Source organism: Planosporangium mesophilum (assembly GCF_016863255.1).
In the GTDB taxonomy this organism is placed as follows: domain Bacteria; phylum Actinomycetota; class Actinomycetes; order Mycobacteriales; family Micromonosporaceae; genus Planosporangium; species Planosporangium mesophilum.
The window spans coordinates 1-18,391 of record NZ_BOON01000021.1; the positions used below are offsets into that span (position 1 = coordinate 1).

Annotated in this window: 12 protein-coding genes; 9 read left to right on the plus strand and 3 right to left on the minus strand. The window is 70.1% G+C overall.

The features are described from left to right. Positions 1–45 precede the first annotated feature (45 nt). Positions 46–1,023, minus strand: coding sequence for an ICP22 family protein (locus Pme01_RS11885; RefSeq protein WP_168115644.1), 978 nt, complete (start codon positions 1,021–1,023; stop codon positions 46–48). A 182-nt stretch (positions 1,024–1,205) separates the two neighbouring features. Between Pme01_RS11885 and Pme01_RS11890 the strand changes: the two genes are divergently transcribed. The 3 genes from Pme01_RS11890 to Pme01_RS11900 all read left to right on the plus strand — a co-directional run bounded on the left by Pme01_RS11890 (position 1,206) and on the right by Pme01_RS11900 (position 5,612). Further along, positions 1,206–3,911, plus strand: a complete 2,706-nt coding sequence (locus Pme01_RS11890) for a valine--tRNA ligase (protein WP_168115656.1) — start codon at positions 1,206–1,208, stop codon at positions 3,909–3,911. Positions 3,912–3,972: 61 nt separating this feature from the next. Beyond that, the gene (locus Pme01_RS11895; RefSeq protein ID WP_168115657.1) at positions 3,973–5,244 is read left to right on the plus strand and encodes a bifunctional folylpolyglutamate synthase/dihydrofolate synthase; all 1,272 of its coding nucleotides are present in this window, start codon (positions 3,973–3,975) and stop codon (positions 5,242–5,244) included. Then, positions 5,241–5,612: a DUF4233 domain-containing protein gene (locus Pme01_RS11900; protein ID WP_168115643.1), complete on the plus strand. Its 372-nt coding sequence runs from the start codon at positions 5,241–5,243 to the stop codon at positions 5,610–5,612. Before Pme01_RS11895 ends, Pme01_RS11900 begins: the two co-directional genes overlap by 4 nt. A 43-nt stretch (positions 5,613–5,655) precedes the next feature. On the opposite strand, the gene Pme01_RS11905 is transcribed toward Pme01_RS11900, so the two are convergent. After that, entirely contained in the window at positions 5,656–7,410 is a 1,755-nt protein-coding gene (locus Pme01_RS11905; RefSeq protein ID WP_168115642.1) for a VOC family protein, read from the minus strand. A gap of 267 nt (positions 7,411–7,677) precedes the next feature. On the opposite strand from Pme01_RS11905, the gene ndk reads away from it, so the two are divergent. From ndk to Pme01_RS11925, 4 genes are all read left to right on the plus strand, one after another. Continuing rightward, on the plus strand, positions 7,678–8,088 hold the full coding sequence (ndk, locus tag Pme01_RS11910) for a nucleoside-diphosphate kinase (RefSeq protein ID WP_168115641.1): 411 nt from the start codon (positions 7,678–7,680) through the stop codon (positions 8,086–8,088). A gap of 92 nt (positions 8,089–8,180) precedes the next feature. Continuing rightward, positions 8,181–9,713, plus strand: coding sequence for an alkaline phosphatase D family protein (locus Pme01_RS11915; RefSeq protein ID WP_239088180.1), 1,533 nt, complete (start codon positions 8,181–8,183; stop codon positions 9,711–9,713). 327 nt (positions 9,714–10,040) lie between these two features. Then, positions 10,041–13,154, plus strand: a complete 3,114-nt coding sequence (gene ileS / locus Pme01_RS11920; protein WP_168115639.1) for an isoleucine--tRNA ligase — start codon at positions 10,041–10,043, stop codon at positions 13,152–13,154. 67 nt (positions 13,155–13,221) lie between these two features. Then, positions 13,222–13,908 (plus strand): lysophospholipid acyltransferase family protein, encoded by a 687-nt coding sequence (locus Pme01_RS11925; protein ID WP_373315484.1) that lies wholly within the window; start codon positions 13,222–13,224, stop codon positions 13,906–13,908. 103 nt (positions 13,909–14,011) lie between these two features. Here Pme01_RS11925 and Pme01_RS11930 read toward each other — a convergent pair whose 3' ends face one another. Continuing rightward, positions 14,012–15,280, minus strand: a complete 1,269-nt coding sequence (locus Pme01_RS11930; protein ID WP_239088181.1) for a cellulose binding domain-containing protein — start codon at positions 15,278–15,280, stop codon at positions 14,012–14,014. 208 nt (positions 15,281–15,488) lie between these two features. Between Pme01_RS11930 and Pme01_RS11935 the strand changes: the two genes are divergently transcribed. Together Pme01_RS11935 and Pme01_RS11940 are read left to right on the plus strand one after the other, a co-directional pair. Continuing rightward, on the plus strand, positions 15,489–17,468 hold the full coding sequence (locus tag Pme01_RS11935; protein WP_168115637.1) for a TIGR03960 family B12-binding radical SAM protein: 1,980 nt from the start codon (positions 15,489–15,491) through the stop codon (positions 17,466–17,468). A gap of 127 nt (positions 17,469–17,595) precedes the next feature. Then, positions 17,596–18,339: a TIGR03936 family radical SAM-associated protein gene (locus tag Pme01_RS11940; protein ID WP_275408518.1), complete on the plus strand. Its 744-nt coding sequence runs from the start codon at positions 17,596–17,598 to the stop codon at positions 18,337–18,339. The last annotated feature ends 52 nt before the right edge of the window (positions 18,340–18,391 follow it).

The window sequence follows — 18,391 nt, forward strand, 5'->3', positions numbered from 1 at the left end:
GGAAACAAAACGGCGCCCCGAGGGGCGCCTTTTTGCTATCCACAATCAGTCGTTCTGCATGGCCTTCCGCATCGTCCGGAGCAGTTCCGCGGACTCCTCGGTGGGGCGGTTCGGGAACATGGCGACGCCGAGGCTGCCGCCGTCGGCCCAGCCGCACACCGCCATGGAGCCGCCGTCGGTCTTCGTGGAACCACACCTCATGACGCCGCCCAGCGGCCCAGCGGGCACCACCTGGACGCTCTCCACTCCACCGGACTCGTCGCTGATCAGTTGGAAGGTCTTGGTCAGCGCCTCGTCCGGCGAGGAGATCCTGCCCGTACCGCCGATGAACAGCACCGAGCGCGACTGACCGGCCTCGTCCGCGTACACGGCGCCTGTGGTCTTCTCCAGAGAGACACCGGTCTGTACGGCCGTGCGCAGGTAGTCGATGGTCTCGTGCGCGCCCTGGCTGTCGTCGAGGACCAGTCCAGCCAGCCGCGGCGGGGTGTCGATCCGGACGTCCTTGTGGTTCAGCCTGTCCCAGGCGACGGGGGCGAAGGCGGCCGCGAGTACGAGAGCCGCTGCAGCGCCGCCGATCACGGCCAACCTGCGGCGGCGCGACGAGGTCGGACGATCGCCGTCCTCCTCGGCTGTACCTGCCTCGTCGTTTGACAGGACAACGTCAATCGGGCCCGGCGTGGTGCCCTCGGTCGCTGGCCGTTCCAGCGCGTCGACCTCCGCCGAGTTCGGCTCCTCCACCGGCGAGCCGGCGTCGTCGGCCGAATTGGCGTGCTCCGATGAGCCGGCGTCGTCTGTCGAGCCGTCGTGCTCCGATGAGCCGGCGTCGTCTGTCGAGCCGTCGTCGTCCCCGGGCAGGTCCTGCTCTGCCGCCTCGGCATCCCGGTCGCCTGCTTCGCCATCCTCGTGACCGTCGGCGTCGGCATTGACCGACTTCACCGCGGGAACCTTGGCGGAGCCTTCGTTCACCGGTGTCGCGGACCGCTCGTCATCGGAGACGGCCGTGGGCCGTTCGTACTCGCTCATCGCACCTCCTGCCGAGGGGTTCTCCCGGGCGGCGCTCGTTTCGGACGTCCGTGTTTCCGGCTCCGGTCAGGGTAGCGGTCGGCGCTGTTTCAGATTGGTCTGGGTTGAGGTCAGGTGGTGCCGGCGGGCGCAGTCCTGCGCGGGGGCCGCCGTAGACTCGCTACGTGACCGAAACCGTGCAGATGACCGCGAACAGCGATCCCGACCGCTCCCGCTCGCAGCAGGACACGAGCCTGCCGGCACAGTACTCTCCTGCGCAGGTAGAGCAGCGTCTGTACGAGCAGTGGGTAGCCGCGGGTCTGTTCCGGGCCGACGCGGGCAGCGACAGGCCACCGTTCTGCATCGTCATCCCCCCGCCGAACGTGACCGGGTCGCTGCACATCGGCCACGCCCTCGACCACACCATCCAGGACTCCCTGGTCCGCCGTAAGCGCATGCAGGGGTACGAGGCACTGTGGCTGCCCGGCATGGACCACGCCGGTATCGCGACCCAGAACGTCGTCGAGCGGCAGCTCGCCGCCGAGGGCCTGTCCCGCCACGACCTCGGCAGGGACAAGTTCATCGAGCGGGTCTGGCAGTGGAAGTCGGAGTCCGGCGGCAAGATCCTCGGCCAGATGCGCCGGCTGGGTGACTCGGTCGACTGGACGCGTGAGCGCTTCACCATGGACGAGGGCCTTTCCAGGGCCGTGCTCACCATCTTCAAGCGGCTTTTCGACGAGGGCCTGATCTACCGGGCCGAGCGCATCATCAACTGGTGCCCGCGCTGTCTGACGGCGCTGAGCGACATCGAGGTGGAGCACTCCGACGACGAGGGCGAGCTGATCTCGATCCGGTACAGCGACGAGGTCGTGGTCGCCACCACCCGGGCCGAGACGATGCTGGGTGACACCGCGGTCGCCGTGCACCCCGGCGACGAGCGCTACAAGCACCTGATCGGTACCGAGGTCGAGCTGCCGCTGACCGGCCGGCGTATCCCGATCGTGGCCGACGAGCACGTCGACCCGAGCTTCGGTACCGGCATGGTCAAGGTGACCCCGGCGCACGACCCGAATGACTTCGAGATCGGCCAGCGGCACGGCCTGCCGAGCCTGACGATCATGGACGAGCGCGGTGTAATCACCGCCCACGGCCCGTTCGAGGGGCTCGACCGGTACGAGGCCCGGCCGGCGATCGTCGACGCGCTGCGCGAACAGGGCCGGATCGTGGCCGAGAAGCGGCCGTACCTCCACGCGGTCGGGCACTGCTCGCGCTGCGCCACCACGGTCGAGCCGCGCCTGTCGCTGCAGTGGTTCGTGAACACGGAGCCGCTGGCCCGGGCCGCGGGCGACGCGGTGCGCGACGGCCGGGTGCGCATCGAGCCGCCGGAGCTGGCGAAGCGGTATTTCGCCTGGGTCGACAACATGCACGACTGGTGCATCTCGCGGCAACTCTGGTGGGGCCATCGCATCCCGGTCTGGTACGGGCCGAACGGCGAGATCGTCTGCGTCGGGCCGGACGAGGAGCCGCCGGGCACCGAGGAGCAGGGCTGGCGCCAGGACGAGGACGTGCTGGACACCTGGTTCTCCAGCGGGCTGTGGCCGTTCTCCACGCTCGGCTGGCCGGACCAGACCACCGACCTGGAGAAGTTCTACCCGAACAGCGTGCTGGTGACCGGGTACGACATCCTGTTCTTCTGGGTGGCCCGGATGATGATGTTCGGGCTGTACGCGATGAACGGTAAGCAGCCGTTCGACGTCGTGGCGCTGCACGGCATGGTCCGCGACGAGCACGGCAAGAAGATGTCGAAGTCGTTCGGCAACGTGGTCGACCCGCTGGACTGGATCGACCGGTTCGGTGCCGACGCCACCCGGTTCACCCTGGCCCGAGGCGCCAACCCGGGCTCGGATGTGCCGGTCAGCGAGGACTGGGTCCAGGGCTCGCGCAACTTCTGCAACAAGCTCTGGAACGCGACCCGGTACGCCCTGATGAGCGGCGCGACCGTGGCGGGCGACCTGCCGCCCGCATCCGACCTGGGCAGCGTGGACCGGTGGATCCTGTCCCGGCTGCAGCACGTGACGGCGCAGGTCGACGAGTACTTCGAGGAGTACGAGTTCGGCAAGATCTGCGACACGCTGTACCACTTCGCCTGGGACGACGTGTGCGACTGGTACGTCGAGCTGACCAAGCCCATCCTCAACGCGGGTGACGCCGAGGTGGCGGCGCGCACGCGTCGCGTACTCGGGCATGTTCTCGACCAGCTGTTGCGCCTGCTGCACCCGGTGATCCCGTTCGTGACCGAGGAGCTGTGGACCGCGCTGACCGCGCCGGCCCCGGTCGTCGGAGTGGAGGAGGCGGCCCCAGGCATCGGGCCGATCGACGTGATCGAGCCCGCCGGGGTGCGCTCGATCATGGTGGCCGCCTGGCCGGCCGCCGACCAGGCGTACGTCGACGACGCGGCCGAGGCGGAGATCGCCGCCCTGCAGCGCGTCGTCACCGAAGTCCGGCGGTTCCGTTCCGACCAGGGCGTCAAGCCCGGTCAGCGGGTGAGCGCCCGGCTGATCGGTCTCGCCGACCTGGCCGCGCACGAGCCGCTGATCCGTTCGCTGGCGCGCCTCGACGCGGCCGGTGACGACTTCGCGGCCACCGCGACCCTGGCGGTCGGCGGGGGAGTGAACGTCGAGCTGGACACCCGCGGCTCGATCGACGTCGCCGCCGAGCGGGCCCGACTGCTCAAGGACCGGGCGGCCGCGGAGAAGGAGGCGGCGCAGTGCCACGCCAAGCTGAACAACCCGGCGTTCGTCGGCAAGGCGCCTGAGCAGGTCGTCAGCAAGATCCGCGACCGGCTCGCGACCGCCGAGGCCGAGCTTGCGCGCATCGGCGGACAGCTTGACGCACTCCCGGCGGCGTGACGTGAGTTCGGAGCGGTTCACCGAAGCCGAGCGGGAACTGGAAGCCCGTGGATACGCCCGCATGGTCTTCGACCTCGGGCGGATCCAGGGGCTGCTGGAGGTGCTCGGCGACCCGCAGAAGGCGTACCCGTCGATCCACGTCACCGGTACCAACGGCAAGACGTCGACGGCACGGATGATCGACGCGCTGCTGCGGGCCCACGGTCTGCGTACCGGGCGCTACACCAGCCCGCACCTGAAGACCGTACGCGAGCGGATCACCATCGAGACGGAGCCGATCGACTCCGAGCGCTTCGCTGACGTGTACGCCGAGGTCGCGCCGCTGGCGAAGCTCCTCGACGAGCGCGCCGGCGAGACGCTGACGTACTTCGACATGACGACGGCGATGGCGTTCGCGGCGTTCGCCGACGCGCCGGTCGACGTCGCGGTCGTGGAGGTCGGGCTCGGTGGCGTGGACGACTCGACCAACGTCATCCAGGCCGGCGTCTGCGTGATCACCCCGATCGGGCTCGACCACCAGGAGTGGCTCGGCGACACGATCGAGGACATCGCGCTGGCCAAGGTCGGCATCGTGCACAAGGGCGCGACGTTGATCACCGCCAACCAGCCCGAGGAGGCGATGCGCCCGATCGTGGAGCACTGCGCCGAGGTCGACGCCACGATCGCCCGGGAGGGCAGCGAGTTCGGCGTCATCGGGCGCGAACTCGCGGTCGGCGGGCAGGTGCTCACCCTGCAGGGGCTGTCCGGCGTGTACGACGAGGTGTTCCTGCCGCTGCACGGGGCGCACCAGGCACAGAACGCCGTCGTCGCCCTTGCCGCGGTGGAGGCGTTCCTCGGCGCCGGGCCGGACAAGGCGCTCGACCCGGAGACCGTACGGGCGGGCTTCGCGGCGGCCACCTCACCGGGCCGGCTGGAGCGGGTACGCACCTCGCCCACGATCCTGCTCGACGCCGCCCACAACCCGCACGGCATGGCCGCCACGGTGCAGGCGCTGGAGGAGGAGTTCGACTTCCGCCGGCTGGTCGCCGTGGTCGCCACCCTCGCGGACAAGGACGCGCACGGCATCCTGGACCTGCTCGAACCGGTGGTGGACTCCGTGGTCATCACCCGCAACACCTCGCCGCGCGCGACGCCGGTGTCGGAGCTCGCCGCGATCGCCACCGAGATCTTCGGAGAAGAGAGGGTACGGGTGCAGCCTGACCTGCCGGACGCTATCGAGGCGGCCGTCGCGCTGGCAGAGGAGGACCTGGACGCCGGGCTGAGCGGGGTCGGGGTGCTGATCACCGGCTCCGTGTTCACGGTGGCCGACGCCCGTGGGTTGCTCAAGCGATGAGCGAGTCGCAACCGCAGCCGCAGCCCGGTCTGCGTAACCCGGCGGCGGCGGTCCGGGGCGCGGGCGCGGGAGCGCTGGTTACCGAGGCGCTCGTTCTGCTGCTCGCGATCGCACCGCTAGCCAAGATCGGTGGGGCTGTCCGGGGTACGGCCATCGTGCTCGTCGTCGTCCTGGCCGTGGTCGCCGGCCTGCTGGCCGGGCTACTACGCCATTCGTGGGCGTGGTGGGCCGGACTGGTCGTACCGGTCGCTCTGCTCGCGGGCGGCGTACTGCACTGGGCGCTGGCGGCGCTCGGGGTCGTGTTCGGTCTGCTGTGGGCGTACATGCTCAACGTGCGCAGGACGGTGTTCGCCAACCGCCCGTCCTGACCGGCCGCCTTCATGCCGGGGGACCCCGGCGGGACGGACGCGGTCAGGAGCGGATCTCCCAGCGGGTGAGGTTGACCGCGTGGCCGTCCGGGTCGCGGAGCATCGCCGCCCACTGCTCCAACTGCTCGCCCTGGCTGATCACGCGAGGCGGGTGGATGAACTCCACGCCCTCGCGGCTCAGGCGCTCGTAATGCTCGTGCACGTCGTCCACCTCGAGGTTGACGTGCAGGACCCGGCGGTCGACCGGGCGGGTGTCGGCCACCTGACGCAGCAGGATCCGGGCGTTGCCGCCGACGAGGATGGCACTGCCCATCCCGCCGTCGATCTGGGTCAGGTTCAGCACGTCGCGGTAGAAGGCCAGCGACCGTCGCAGGTCGGACACGATCACCGTGACGCTGACGTTGTGTACCCCGCCGAGCCGCTGCTTGGCGTCCTCCGGCTCGTCGGCGAGGTAGGAAGCCAGGTACGGGGGGGCCTTGGGCCGGTTGGTCCCGGCTCGCCCGGCCGGTTCAGGTTGGACCGGGCCGGCCGCGTCGGGTTCGTCGTCGGCGGGTCGGTGGCCGCTCGATCCCGGTACCCGGCGCGGTAGCGGGATCGGCGCCAGGGTGAACTCGACGGTGTTCGGGCCCGCGGTGCCGGACTCCGTGGCGGTGTCTTCGGCCTCGGTCTCCGCCGGGACCTCAGCCTCGGGCGCGCCCCGCGCCGGGGTGGCCGGTTCAGTGTCGGACGGCACTGCCGTGGCAGCCGGCGCTTCGGACGGCGCTGCCGGCTCTGGCGCTTCGGCTGGCGCTGCCGGCTCTGGCGCTTCGGCTGGCGCTGCCGGCTCCGGCCTGTCCGCGGGCGCTGCCGCACCGGCCGGCGCGTCCTGCTCCACACTGCCGACGAACAGGCCGCCGGCGGGGACGACCGGATCCATCCTCTCGACGGAGGCCGGTACCGCCGACTTCGCCTCCACGACCTCCGACCGCGTCTTCCTCGGCTCGTCGGCCGGCGGTACGACCGGCGGTACGACCGGTACCACGGTCTCCGACGCGGGAGTGGGCATCGGTACGACCGCCTCAACCGAGTCGGGCGGCGCGGTCCGGGGCCGGGGGCGGGGGCTCGGCCGGCGCCGGGCCGGTGCGGCGGTCGCGACGGCCTCCGTACCGGGCGCGGTCCCGGAGGCTGGCGACGCGGGTGCAGGCGACGCGGGTGCAGGCGACGCGGGTGCTTCCGGCGTCACGGGTGCTGGCGGGGTCACGACCGGGATCTCGTCCGTCGGGGTGGTCTCCGTACGGTGCTCCTGGTCGGGGCGGGCCCACTCGGAACGGGATCGCTGCGGCACGACTCGTGCCGGCGGTTCGTCGACGACGGTCTCGGCCGTCGGGTCGGTCGTGGGGGAGTACTCGGGGTAGCTCGCCCCCTCGTCGACGTACTCCTCCTCGACGTACGGGCTGTAGCTCACGTCGTCCATGGCGAGGTCGTGGTGGGCGCGGACCTGGTCCCAGAGGATCTGGAGGCGGCGGGGATTTCCGTTCGGGATCAGTACCGGCAGGTTCGAGCCGATGTCGGGCCACTTGCTCACCGGTACGCGGGCGTCACGGATGCGCACCACGGCGTTGCGGATGCCCTGGGCGTTGACCACCAGATGCAGGTCGGCGCGGCCGGTGAACCCGGTGGCCGGTGGCGGCGAGGACTGGTTCACGTGCGCGCTGCCGAAGACGTCGGGGCGGTTGGCCCGGATACTCGACAGCGTGATCACGGCGGGGCCCAGCAGCCCGACGGCGACGCCGAGGGCGGCGACCGGGATGTTGCTCATGCCCGCACCGCAGGAGAGCATGAACAGGCCTGCTACGACCGACCCGCACACCAGGAAGCCCTGACGCGCGGACAGTGACCAACGGCTGGCATTCGCCAAAGTTGACCTCCCGGGTCTCGACAGCCAGGCTAGGCCGCGCCGAGCGGCGAAGGGAAGCCTAGGCGCTCCGGTCGATGACCGCCCGTCGTGTGGACCCCGCCCCGGCCGACCTCGTCACCGGCCCGATAGGCTCCTCGGGTAGCGGTTGCAAGGCTCGGAGGAGGGCACGTGGGCGAGCGCACGCTCGTACTGATCAAGCCGGACGCGGTCCGTCGCGGACTGGTCGGTGAGGTGATCGGGAGGTTCGAGCGCAAGGGCCTGGCCATCGACGAGATGCGTCTGCGCACAATGGACCCCGCGCTCGCGGACGAGCACTACGCCGAGCACGTCGACAAGCCCTTCTACCCGCCGTTGAAGGAGTTCATGACGAGCGGGCCGCTGGTCGCGATGGTCCTCTCCGGCGACCAGGCGATCGAGGTCGTACGGGCGTTGACGGGCGCGACCGACGGGCGCAAGGCCGCTCCGGGCACGATCCGCGGCGACTTCTCACTGTCCAACCGGGAGAATCTCGTACACGCGTCGGACTCGCCGGAGAGCGCCAAGCGGGAGATCGAGCTCTGGTTCCCCGAGCTGGCCTGAGGGGCAACTGTTCACCGCCGCGACACCCCTTGATCGACTGGGGGCGATAGACCCTCCCATGAAGGCATGTGCCATCAATGGGGAGAGTGACAGTGACCTCTGGAACCTGGAGCCGACGGCGGGTACTCGGCACGACCGCGGCGGCGGCGCTCGGATCCGCCGCCGCACCCGCACTGTTATCGGGCCGCGCGGCGGCGTTCGTACCGGCCGGGCGGCCCGTACTCACGCACGGCGTGCAGAGCGGCGACGCGGTCGGTGACTCGGCGTACGTGTGGACCCGCGCCGACCGGGTCGGGCGCATGTTCGTCGAGGTGAGCGAGCGACCCGACTTCCGCCAGGCCCGCATGCTGCGCGGCCCGCTGCTCACTCCGGACACCGACTTCACCGGCAAGCTGCGCCTGACCGGCCTACGGCCGGGGCGGAAGACCTTCTACCGCGTACGGGTGGAGGCCGACCACGGGCTGCGCAGTGAGCCGCTGACCGGAACGCTTTCGGTCCCCGGTCGGCACGACGGCATCCGGTTCGTGTGGACCGGTGACATCGCCGGGCAGGGGTACGGGATCAACCCGGACATCGGCGGCATGCGCATCTTCCGCGCCATGCGCGACGTCAGGCCCGACTTCTACCTGTGCAGCGGCGACACGATCTACGCCGACGGCCCCATCCCGGAGACGGTAGCGCTGCCCGACGGCCGGACCTGGCGCAACATCACCACCCCGGCCAAGAGCAAGGTCGCCGAGACGCTCGACGAGTACCGCGGCAACTACGCCTACAACCTGCTCGACGCGAACCTGCGGGCACTCGCCGCCGAGGTGCCGCAGATCAACCAGTGGGACGACCACGAGGTCCGCAACAACTGGTACCCGGGGCAGATCCTCGCCGACGACCGGTACACCGAGAAGCGCGTCGACGTGCTGGCGGCGCGCGCCAAGCGGGCCTTCCACGAGTGGGTACCCGTACCGGAGGGTCCGGTCTACCGCAAGCTGTCGTTCGGGCCGCTGCTGGACCTGTTCATCCTCGACATGCGTACCTACAAGGACCCCAACGACGGCAACACGTACGCCGACCCGCAGCGCGGCCTGCTCGGCCGCGAACAGCGGGAGTGGCTCGTCCGCGGGCTGACGCGGTCACGGGCCACCTGGAAGGTGATCGCCAACGACCTGCCGCTCGGCCTGGTGGTGGGCGACGGGCCGGGCAGCTTCGAGGGCGTCGCGCAGGGCGACAACGGCACCCCGAAGGGCCGCGAGCTGGAGTTCGCGGAGATCCTGCGGACGGTTCACCAGCGCAACGTCGACAACATCGTCTTCCTGACCGCGGACGTGCACTACACCGCCGCGCACCACTACGACCCGGCCCGGGCGGCGATCGGCGACTTCACGCCGTTCTGGGAGTTCGTCTCCGGCCCGGCCAACGCCGGCGCGTTCGGCCCGAACACCCTCGACGGTACGTTCGGGCCCGAGGCGGTGTTCGTACGCGGGCCGTCGCGGCCGAACGCCTCGCCGGCGGAGGGGTTCCAGCACTTCGGCGAGGTCGACATCGACCGGCACAGCGGGGCGCTGACGGTACGGCTACGTGATCTCGACGGCGCCGTACTCTGGACGCGGACGCTGCCCGCCGTCCGCTGACTCGTGGATCCTGGACAGTTGGACCGGTTGCAACCGGTCCAACTGTCCAAGATCGCGGAACACCACGGGGGTCGGGGGTGTTGTAAGTAGCGTGAAGAGTGGCCCTTCGTTCGGGTACTCTTGACAACCACAGGCGTCGACCCGGCCATCACCGGTGAGCCTCCGGAAGAACAGGCGCGAGCCCCAGTAGAACCGGACGGGACGGCCCGTCACAGCCGATCAACGAGCGGGCATCCGATCATGGGTGCCAAGCGGGGTGGTACCGCGGGCTTCGGCTCGTCCTCGCGCCGGCAGCAGTTATTACCGGAGCGAGGAGAACCCCAACTCATGGCTTACCCGAAGAACGCCCCCGCCGGCGTCCCGGCGAGCCCCGACCTTCCCGAGGTGGAGCGTCGGGTGCTCGACTTCTGGAAGTCCGACAAGACTTTCGAGGCGAGCGTCTCCAACCGGCCGACCGGCGAGGACGGTTCCAACGAATTTGTTTTCTACGACGGCCCGCCGTTCGCCAACGGCCTGCCGCACTACGGCCACCTGCTGACCGGCTACGTCAAGGACGTGGTGCCGCGCTACCAGACCATGCGCGGCCGTCGCGTCGAGCGCCGGTTCGGCTGGGACACCCACGGCCTGCCCGCCGAGGTCGAGGCCGAGAAGCAGCTCGACATCTCCACCAAGGCCGAGATCCTCGCGATGGGCGTCGACAAGTTCAACGCCGCCTGCCGCGATTCGGTGCTGCGCTACACCAGCGAGTGGGAGCGCTACGTCACCCGCCAGGCCCGCTGGGTCGACTTCGAAAACGACTACAAGACGCTCGACCTGGACTACATGGAAAGCGTCATGTGGGCGTTCCGGACGCTCCACGACAAGGGCCTGATCTACGAGGGCTTCCGGGTGATGCCGTACTGCTGGCGCTGCGAGACGCCGCTGTCGAACACCGAGACCCGGATGGACGACGTGTACCGCGACCGGCAGGACCCGGCGGTCACCGTCAAGTTCCGCCTGGAAACGGGTGAGGACCTACTGGTCTGGACCACCACGCCGTGGACGCTGCCGTCCAACCTGGCCGTCGCGGTCAACCCCGAGGTCGAGTACGCCGTCTACGAATCCGACGGGCAGCGGTACGTCCTCGCCTCGGCCCTCGCCGGTGGCTACGAGCGCGAGCTGGCGAACGCGACCCGGGTGGGCACCGTTCAGGGCAGCGAACTGGTGGGCCGGCGCTACACGCCCCTGTTCGACTTCCTGGTCGAGCGGGGCGGGGAGAACGCGTTCCGGGTCCTCGCGGGCGACTTCGTCACCACCGAGGACGGCACCGGCGTGGTCCACATGGCGCCCGCGTTCGGTGAGGACGACCAGAACACCTGCAACGCCAACGGCATCCCGACCGTGGTGACCGTCGACGACCACACGCGCTTCACGTCGCTGGTGCCGGCGTACGAGGGGCTGCAGGTCTTCGAGGCGAACAAGCCGGTGCTGCGCGACCTGAAGGAGCGTGGCGCCGTGGTGCGCCACGACAGCTACACCCACTCGTACCCGCACTGCTGGCGCTGCGACACCCCGCTGGTCTACAAGGCGGTGTCGTCGTGGTTCGTGGCGGTGACGAAGTTCCGCGACCGGATGGTCGAGCTCAACCAGGAGATCAACTGGACGCCGGAGCACGTCAAGGACGGCCAGTTCGGCAAGTGGCTGGCCGGCGCCCGGGACTGGGGCATCAGCCGTACCCGGTTCTGGGGTTCGCCGATCCCGGTGTGGAAGTCCGACAACCCCGAGTACCCGCGGATCGACGTCTACGGCTCACTCGACGAGCTGGAGCGTGACTTCGGGGTACGCCCGACCGATCTGCACCGGCCCGGTATCGACGAGCTGACCCGGCCCAACCCGGACGACCCGACCGGTCGGTCGACGATGCGGCGGGTGCCGGAGGTGCTCGACTGCTGGTTCGAGTCGGGCTCGATGCCGTTCGCCCAGGTGCACTACCCGTTCTCCAACCGCGACTGGTTCGAGGACCACTACCCGGGCGACTTCATCGTCGAGTACACCGCGCAGACCCGCGGCTGGTTCTACACGCTGCACGTCCTCGCGACGGCACTGTTCGACCGGCCGGCGTTCCGCAACTGCGTCGTGCACGGCACGCTGCTGGGCGAGGACGGCCGCAAGATGTCCAAGAGCCTGCGCAACTACCCGGACGTGTACGGGGTGTTCGACTCGTACGGCGCGGACGCGATGCGGTGGTTCCTGATCGCCTCGCCGGTGCTGCGCGGCGGCGACATGTCGGTGACCGAGACGGGCATCCGGGACGCGGTACGGCAGGTGCTGCTGCCGCTGTGGAACGTCTGGTACTTCTTCTCGCTCTACGCCAACGCCGAGGGGTACGAAGCGGTCCGCCGGACTGACTCGCCGCACCTGCTCGACCGGTACGTGCTGGCCAAGACCGGCGAGCTGGTCGCGGACGTGACCCGGCAGCTGGACGCCTACGACCTGTCCGGGGCGTCCGGCTCGGTGCGCTCGTACCTGGACGCGCTGACCAACTGGTACGTGCGCCGCTCCCGCAACCGGTTCTGGACCGGCGACCGGGAAGCGTTCGACACCCTGTACACGGTCCTCGAGACGCTCGCCCGCGTCGTCGCGCCGCTGGCGCCGATGGTGGCGGAGGAGATCTGGCGGGGCCTGACCGGAGGCCGGTCGGTGCATCTGACCGACTGGCCCGACGCGGCCGAGTTCCCGGCCGATCACGAGCTGGTCGCGTCGATGGACTCGGTCCGGGACGTCTGCTCGGCGGCGCTGTCCCTGCGCAAGGCCCGTGGCCTGCGGGTTCGGCTGCCGCTGCCGCGGCTGACCGTGGCGACGCCCGACGCAGAGCGGCTGCGGCCGTTCGCCGACCTGGTCGCGGACGAGGTCAACGTGAAGGACGTGGCGTTCGCCGCCGATGTCGACCGGTACTGCCAGCAGGTCCTGACCGTCGTGCCGCGGGCGCTCGGCCCGCGCGTGGGCGGCCAGGTCCAGCACGTCATCAAGGCCGTCAAGGCGGGGGACTGGTCGCTGGTCGACGGCGCGCCGGTCGCCGCCGGGGTCACGCTGCAGCCCGGCGAGTACGAGCTGCGGCTGGTCGCCGCGGACGCCGAGAACTCGGCGCCGCTGCCCGGTGGCGAGGGCGTGGTCGTCCTCGACACCGCCGTCACGCCGGAGCTGGCCGCCGAGGGTCTGGCCCGCGACGTGGTACGCGTCGTCCAGTTGGCCCGCAGGGACGCCGGTCTCGACGTGACCGACCGGATCGCGCTCGTCGTCGACGCCCCGGCCGAGGTGGCCGCCGCCGTCGAGGCGCACCGCGACTTCGTCGCCAACGAGACGCTCGCGACGTCGGTGACCCTCTCCGACGCCGGGGACCGCGGGTTCGAGGGCGAGGTCGGCGAGGGCGGGAAGGTACGGGTAGCCGTCTCGCCGGCGTGAGATCGTGAACACTTCGCGGGGCCGGAGCGCCCCGCGAAGTGTTCACGATCTCGGAGGCTGCCGTAACGTGACGGCCGTGCTCGACCTGTACTCGTTCAGCAAGGCCATCGTGGCGCCGACGCTGCGTACGCTCTGGCGTCCCAAGGTCACCGGTCTGGAGCACCTGCCCCGTACCGGGCCGGTGATCATGGCCAGCAACCACCTGTCGGTGGTCGACTCGCTGATCATTCCGATCATGGTGGACCGGCCGGTCTACTTCCTGGCGAAGAACGAGTACTTCCGGGGTGCGGTGATGCGGACGGTCATGACCGGGCTCCACCAGATCCCGGTCGACCGCTCCGGCGGCCGGGCCAGCCTGATGGCGCTGGATGCGGCCCTGCCGGTCCTGCGCGACGGCCAGGTGCTGGGCATCTTCCCGGAGGGCACCCGCTCGCCGGACGGGCGGCTGTACCGGGGCCGGCCGGGCGTGGCCAGGCTCGCCCTCGACGCGGGGGCGACCGTGCTGCCGGTCGGGCTGGCGGGCACGGAGAAGATCCAGCCGATCGGGGCCCGGCTGCCGCGCGTGGGTCTGCCGGTGGAGATGCGGATCGGCGCGCCGCTGGACCTGTCGCGCTGGCGCGACGTCACGGTCGACAGCCGGGTCCTGCGTGAGATCACCGCAGCGCTGATGGCGGAGATCCAGAAGCTGACCGGTCAGGAGTACGTGGGCCGGTATGCGCCGAAGCGCGACAACGGCGCCGTGCCGTCGGCCTGATACCCACGCCCAGGACCCGCGCAAGGTGTGACTTCTTGCTGCTTCGGCGCGCTCCGAGGCCGCAATCTGTGACACCTTGCGCGGATCTTGTGGGGCGGAAGCGTCAGAAGCCCGCGCTGATCCTCGTGAACTCCCAGTCGGCCTGTGAAATCCCGCTGCAGTTGGAGACGACCCCGCCGCCCGGGCACGGCCGGTCCCGGTTGACCGACCAGAACGCCAGGCGTACCAGGCCCTTGCTCCTGGCGTAGTCCCGGATCTGGGTCCAGGTCTGCGGCGACACCTGCTCCTGCTGGTCGGTGAGGCCGTTCATGCCCGAGATGCCCATATGCCCGTACGCGGCCGCGTCCGACCAGCCGAACGTGGTCTTGAGCGCGTTCTTCAGCCCCTCCGCCGCGTTGACGGTGTCGGTGTACATATTCGTGCCGCCGAAGTCGAACGGCATGATCGTGTACACGTCGATGTTGGCGCCGGCCGCCTTGGTCTCGTTGATCAGCTGGGTGCCGTAGTAGTTCGGGCCGGTCTTGGTGGTACCGAAGGTGAGGACCGTCTTGACGCCCGGGTTGCGCTGCTTGACGATCTTCAGCGCGTCGACGATCCGCCGCCGTACCGCGTCGTTCTCGAACTCGTCGGAGTTCTCGATGTCGATGTCGACCACCTTGAGCTTGTAGGCGTCGATCACCTTCTGGTACGCGCCGGCGAGGGCGTTCGCGTCGGCGCAGTTGGGGCCGAGCTTGGTGCCCGACCAGCCGCCGAACGAGATCTCGACGTCGCCGCTGGCGGCCCGGATCGCGTTGATCGCCTGCTGGTCGGCGCCGCCGGTCAGCGGCCGTGAGCTGTCCCAGGCCGGGTTGCAGCCACCGCTGGCGTTCATGAACGCCATGGTGAAGGCCTTGATGCCGGTGGCCGACATGACCGTGGCCGGGTTCGGCGGGTTGCCCCAGCCCTCGTACAGGTAGGGCGCGGCGGCGAGTTTGCCGCCCGGCGTGCCACCGCCGCCGCCCGGGGGAGGAGCGGTCGTCGTCGGCGGGGGCGGGGGAGGCGCGCCGCCGCCGGAGCACGAGCCGCCGTTCAGGCCGCAGTTCGTCGGGCTGCCGGTACCGCTGGCGACGAAGCCGAAGCTCACCGAGGCGCCCGGCGCGATCGCGGCGTTGTAGTCGCGGTTCTTCGCGGTGTAGTGGTTGCCGCTGGACGTGATCAGGGCGTCCCAGTAGGAGCCGAGAGTGGTCCCGGCCGGCAGGTCGAACGTGAGCGTCCAGCCGTTGACGGCGGTGCCGCCGCTGTTGGCGATGGTGTACGTGCCGTTGTAACCGGTCTCCCATGCCGACTTGCTGAACGTCGCGGTGAGGCCGGTCGCGGCGAAGGCCGGCGACATCACCAACACGGTGGCCCCACTGACGATCACCGAGGCGGTGGTCGCGAGAAGGGTTCGGAATGACCTCGGTCCCATGGCGGTCCTCCACGAGGCATCGACGATTGTGGAATGAAGGTACAGTCAGGATTCCTAACAGTAAAGAGAACTGTCAGTACGGCGAGGGCCTCGTTTTCGGGGCGGCGCGGGCGCCCGCGTACCCTTGGGCGTTATGAGCGAGGCGCCCGTTACCACTGCGAACCTGCGAGCCGCGCCCACCGTGTGGCCGCAGCTGGAGCAGTTGCTGCCCAAGGTGAGCAAGCCGATCCAGTACGTCGGCGGCGAGCTGGGGGCGGTCACGAAGGACTGGGACGCCGCCGCTGTGCGCTGGGTCCTGTCGTACCCGGACGCGTACGAGGTCGGCCTGCCCAACCAGGGCGTGCAGATCCTGTACGAGGTGCTCAACGAGCAGCCCGACGTCCTGGCCGAGCGGACCTACGCCGTCTGGCCCGACCTCGAGGCGCAGATGCGGGAGAACGGCGTACCGCAGTTCACCGTCGACTCGCACCGGCCGGTCCGCGCGTTCGACCTGTTCGGCATCTCGTTCGCGACCGAGCTGGGCTACACGAACATGCTCACGATGCTGAGCCTGGCCGGGATCCCGCTGGACAGCTCCGAGCGCGACGAGACCCACCCGATCGTGGTCGCCGGTGGACACGCGGCGTTCAACCCGGAGCCGATCGCCGACTTCGTCGACGCCGCCGTGCTCGGCGACGGCGAGGAGGCGGTCCTCGAGATCACCGCGATCGTGCGGGAGTGGAAGGCGGAGGGCTGCCCGGGCGGCCGCGACGAGCTGCTGCTGCGGCTGGCCCGTACCGAGAGCGTGTACGTGCCGCGCTTCTACGACGTCGACTACCTGCCCGACGGGCGGATCCAGCGGGTCGTGCCCAACCGGGCCGACGTGCCGTTCCGGGTACACAAGCGCACCACCATGGACCTCGACGCGTGGCCGTACCCGAAGAAGCCCCTCGTGCCGCTGGCAGAGACGGTGCACGAGCGGTACGCGGTGGAGATCTTCCGGGGCTGCACCCGCGGCTGCCGGTTCTGCCAGGCCGGCATGATCACGAGGCCGGTCCGGGAGCGTTCCATCACCACGATCGGCGAGATGGTCAAAGAGGGGCTGGAGTTCTCCGGCTTCGGCGAGGTCGGGCTTTTGTCGTTGAGCTCGGCAGACCACTCCGAGATCGGCGACATCTGCTCCGGCCTTGCCGACCAGTACGAGGGCACGAACGTGTCCCTGTCGTTGCCGAGCACCCGGGTCGACGCGTTCAACGTGACGCTGGCGCAGGAGCTGGCGCGCAACGGGCGGCGTACCGGCCTGACCTTCGCCCCGGAGGGCGGCTCGGAGCGGATCCGCAAGGTGATCAACAAGATGGTGTCGGAGGAGGACCTGATCCGCACCGTCGTCACCGCCTACACCAACGGCTGGCGGCAGGTGAAGCTGTACTTCATGTGCGGCCTGCCCACCGAGACCGATGAGGACGTCCTGCAGATCGCCAAGCTCGCCCACGAGGTGATCAAGGCCGGTCGGGCGGCCACCGGCTCCAAGGACATCCGCTGCACGGTGTCGATCGGCGGGTTCGTACCCAAGCCGCACACCCCGTTCCAGTGGGCCTCGATGAGCTCGCCGGAGACCATCGACAACCGCCTCAAGCTGCTCAAGCAGGCGATCAACTCGGACCGGTCGCTCGGCCGGGCCATCGGGTACCGCTACCACGACGGCCAGCCGTCCCTGATCGAGGGCCTGCTCAGCCGCGGTGACCGGCGGGTCGGCGCGGTGATCCGGCGGGTCTGGGAGAGCGGCGGGCGCTTCGACGGCTGGTCGGAGCACTTCTCGTACCAGCGCTGGGTGGACGCGGCGGCCGAGACTCTGCCGGAGTACGGCCTGGACCTCGACTGGTACACGACCCGCCAGCGCGACGAGAACGAGGTCCTGCCCTGGGATCACCTGGACTCGGGGCTGGACAAGGAGTGGCTCTGGCAGGACTGGCAGGACTCGCTGTCGGAATACGAGCAGGACGACTGTCGTTGGACCCCATGTTTCGACTGCGGCGTGTGCCCGAGCATGGACACCGAGATCCAGATCGGGCCGACCGGTAAGAAGCTGTTGCCGCTCACCCCGGTCAACGCCGGGTTGAAGGTGCCTTCATGACCGAGCGGAGCGAGGTCATCGGCAGGCTCAGCGCGGCCAGGCCTCATGGCGTCACCGAGCGAAGCGAGGTGGCGTCATGAGCGGTCGTCGTCCCAAGAACCAGCCGGAAGGCGGCCAGGCGCCGGTCGTGCAGCGCATCCGGCTGCACTACGCCAAGCGCGGGCCGATGCGCTTCACCTCGCACCGGGACTTCGCCCGGGCGTTCGAGCGGGCGATCCTGCGGGCCGGCGTGCCGATCGCGTACTCGCAGGGCTTCACCCCGCACCCGAAGATCTCGTACGCCTCGGCGGCGCCTACCGGCGTGGCGAGTGAGGCCGAGTACCTGGAGATCGGGCTGCGCGAGCGGGTCGACCCGGCCGCGCTGGTCGGGGCGCTGGACGCGGCGCTCTCGCCGGGTCTCGACGTCCTCGACGCGGTGGAGGCGGCCGGCGGCAGTCTGGCCGACCGGATCGACGCGTCGGCGTGGCGGATCGAGCTGCCCGGCGTGTCGATCGAGGCCGCTCGGCACGCGGTCGAAACGTTCCTGAAGGCGACCGAGGTACCGGTGGAGCGCCTGACCAAACAGGGCAAGCGCACGCTGGACGCGCGGTCGCCGGTGGTGAGTCTCACAGCGGCACAGACCACGGATGTGACACCTTCCGAGGTCGCCGGCGTACCGTGTGCGATACTCGACCTTGTTGTACGGCAGGTCACCCCGTCCGTGCGACCCGATGACGTCCTGTCCGGCCTGCGCGAGGCGGCCGACCTGGAGCTGCCGGTGCCGCCCCGTGCGACCCGACTGGCCCAGGGCACGCTGATGGCGCAGGGCGAGCTGGTCGATCCGCTGGCCGCGGATCGCGAGGTGGCTGTCATCGGAACTCCGTCGCCCTGACGGAGTTGGCAGACTTCGGCGGTTGGTTCGGATTCCCGGGCGGGCCGCCGGC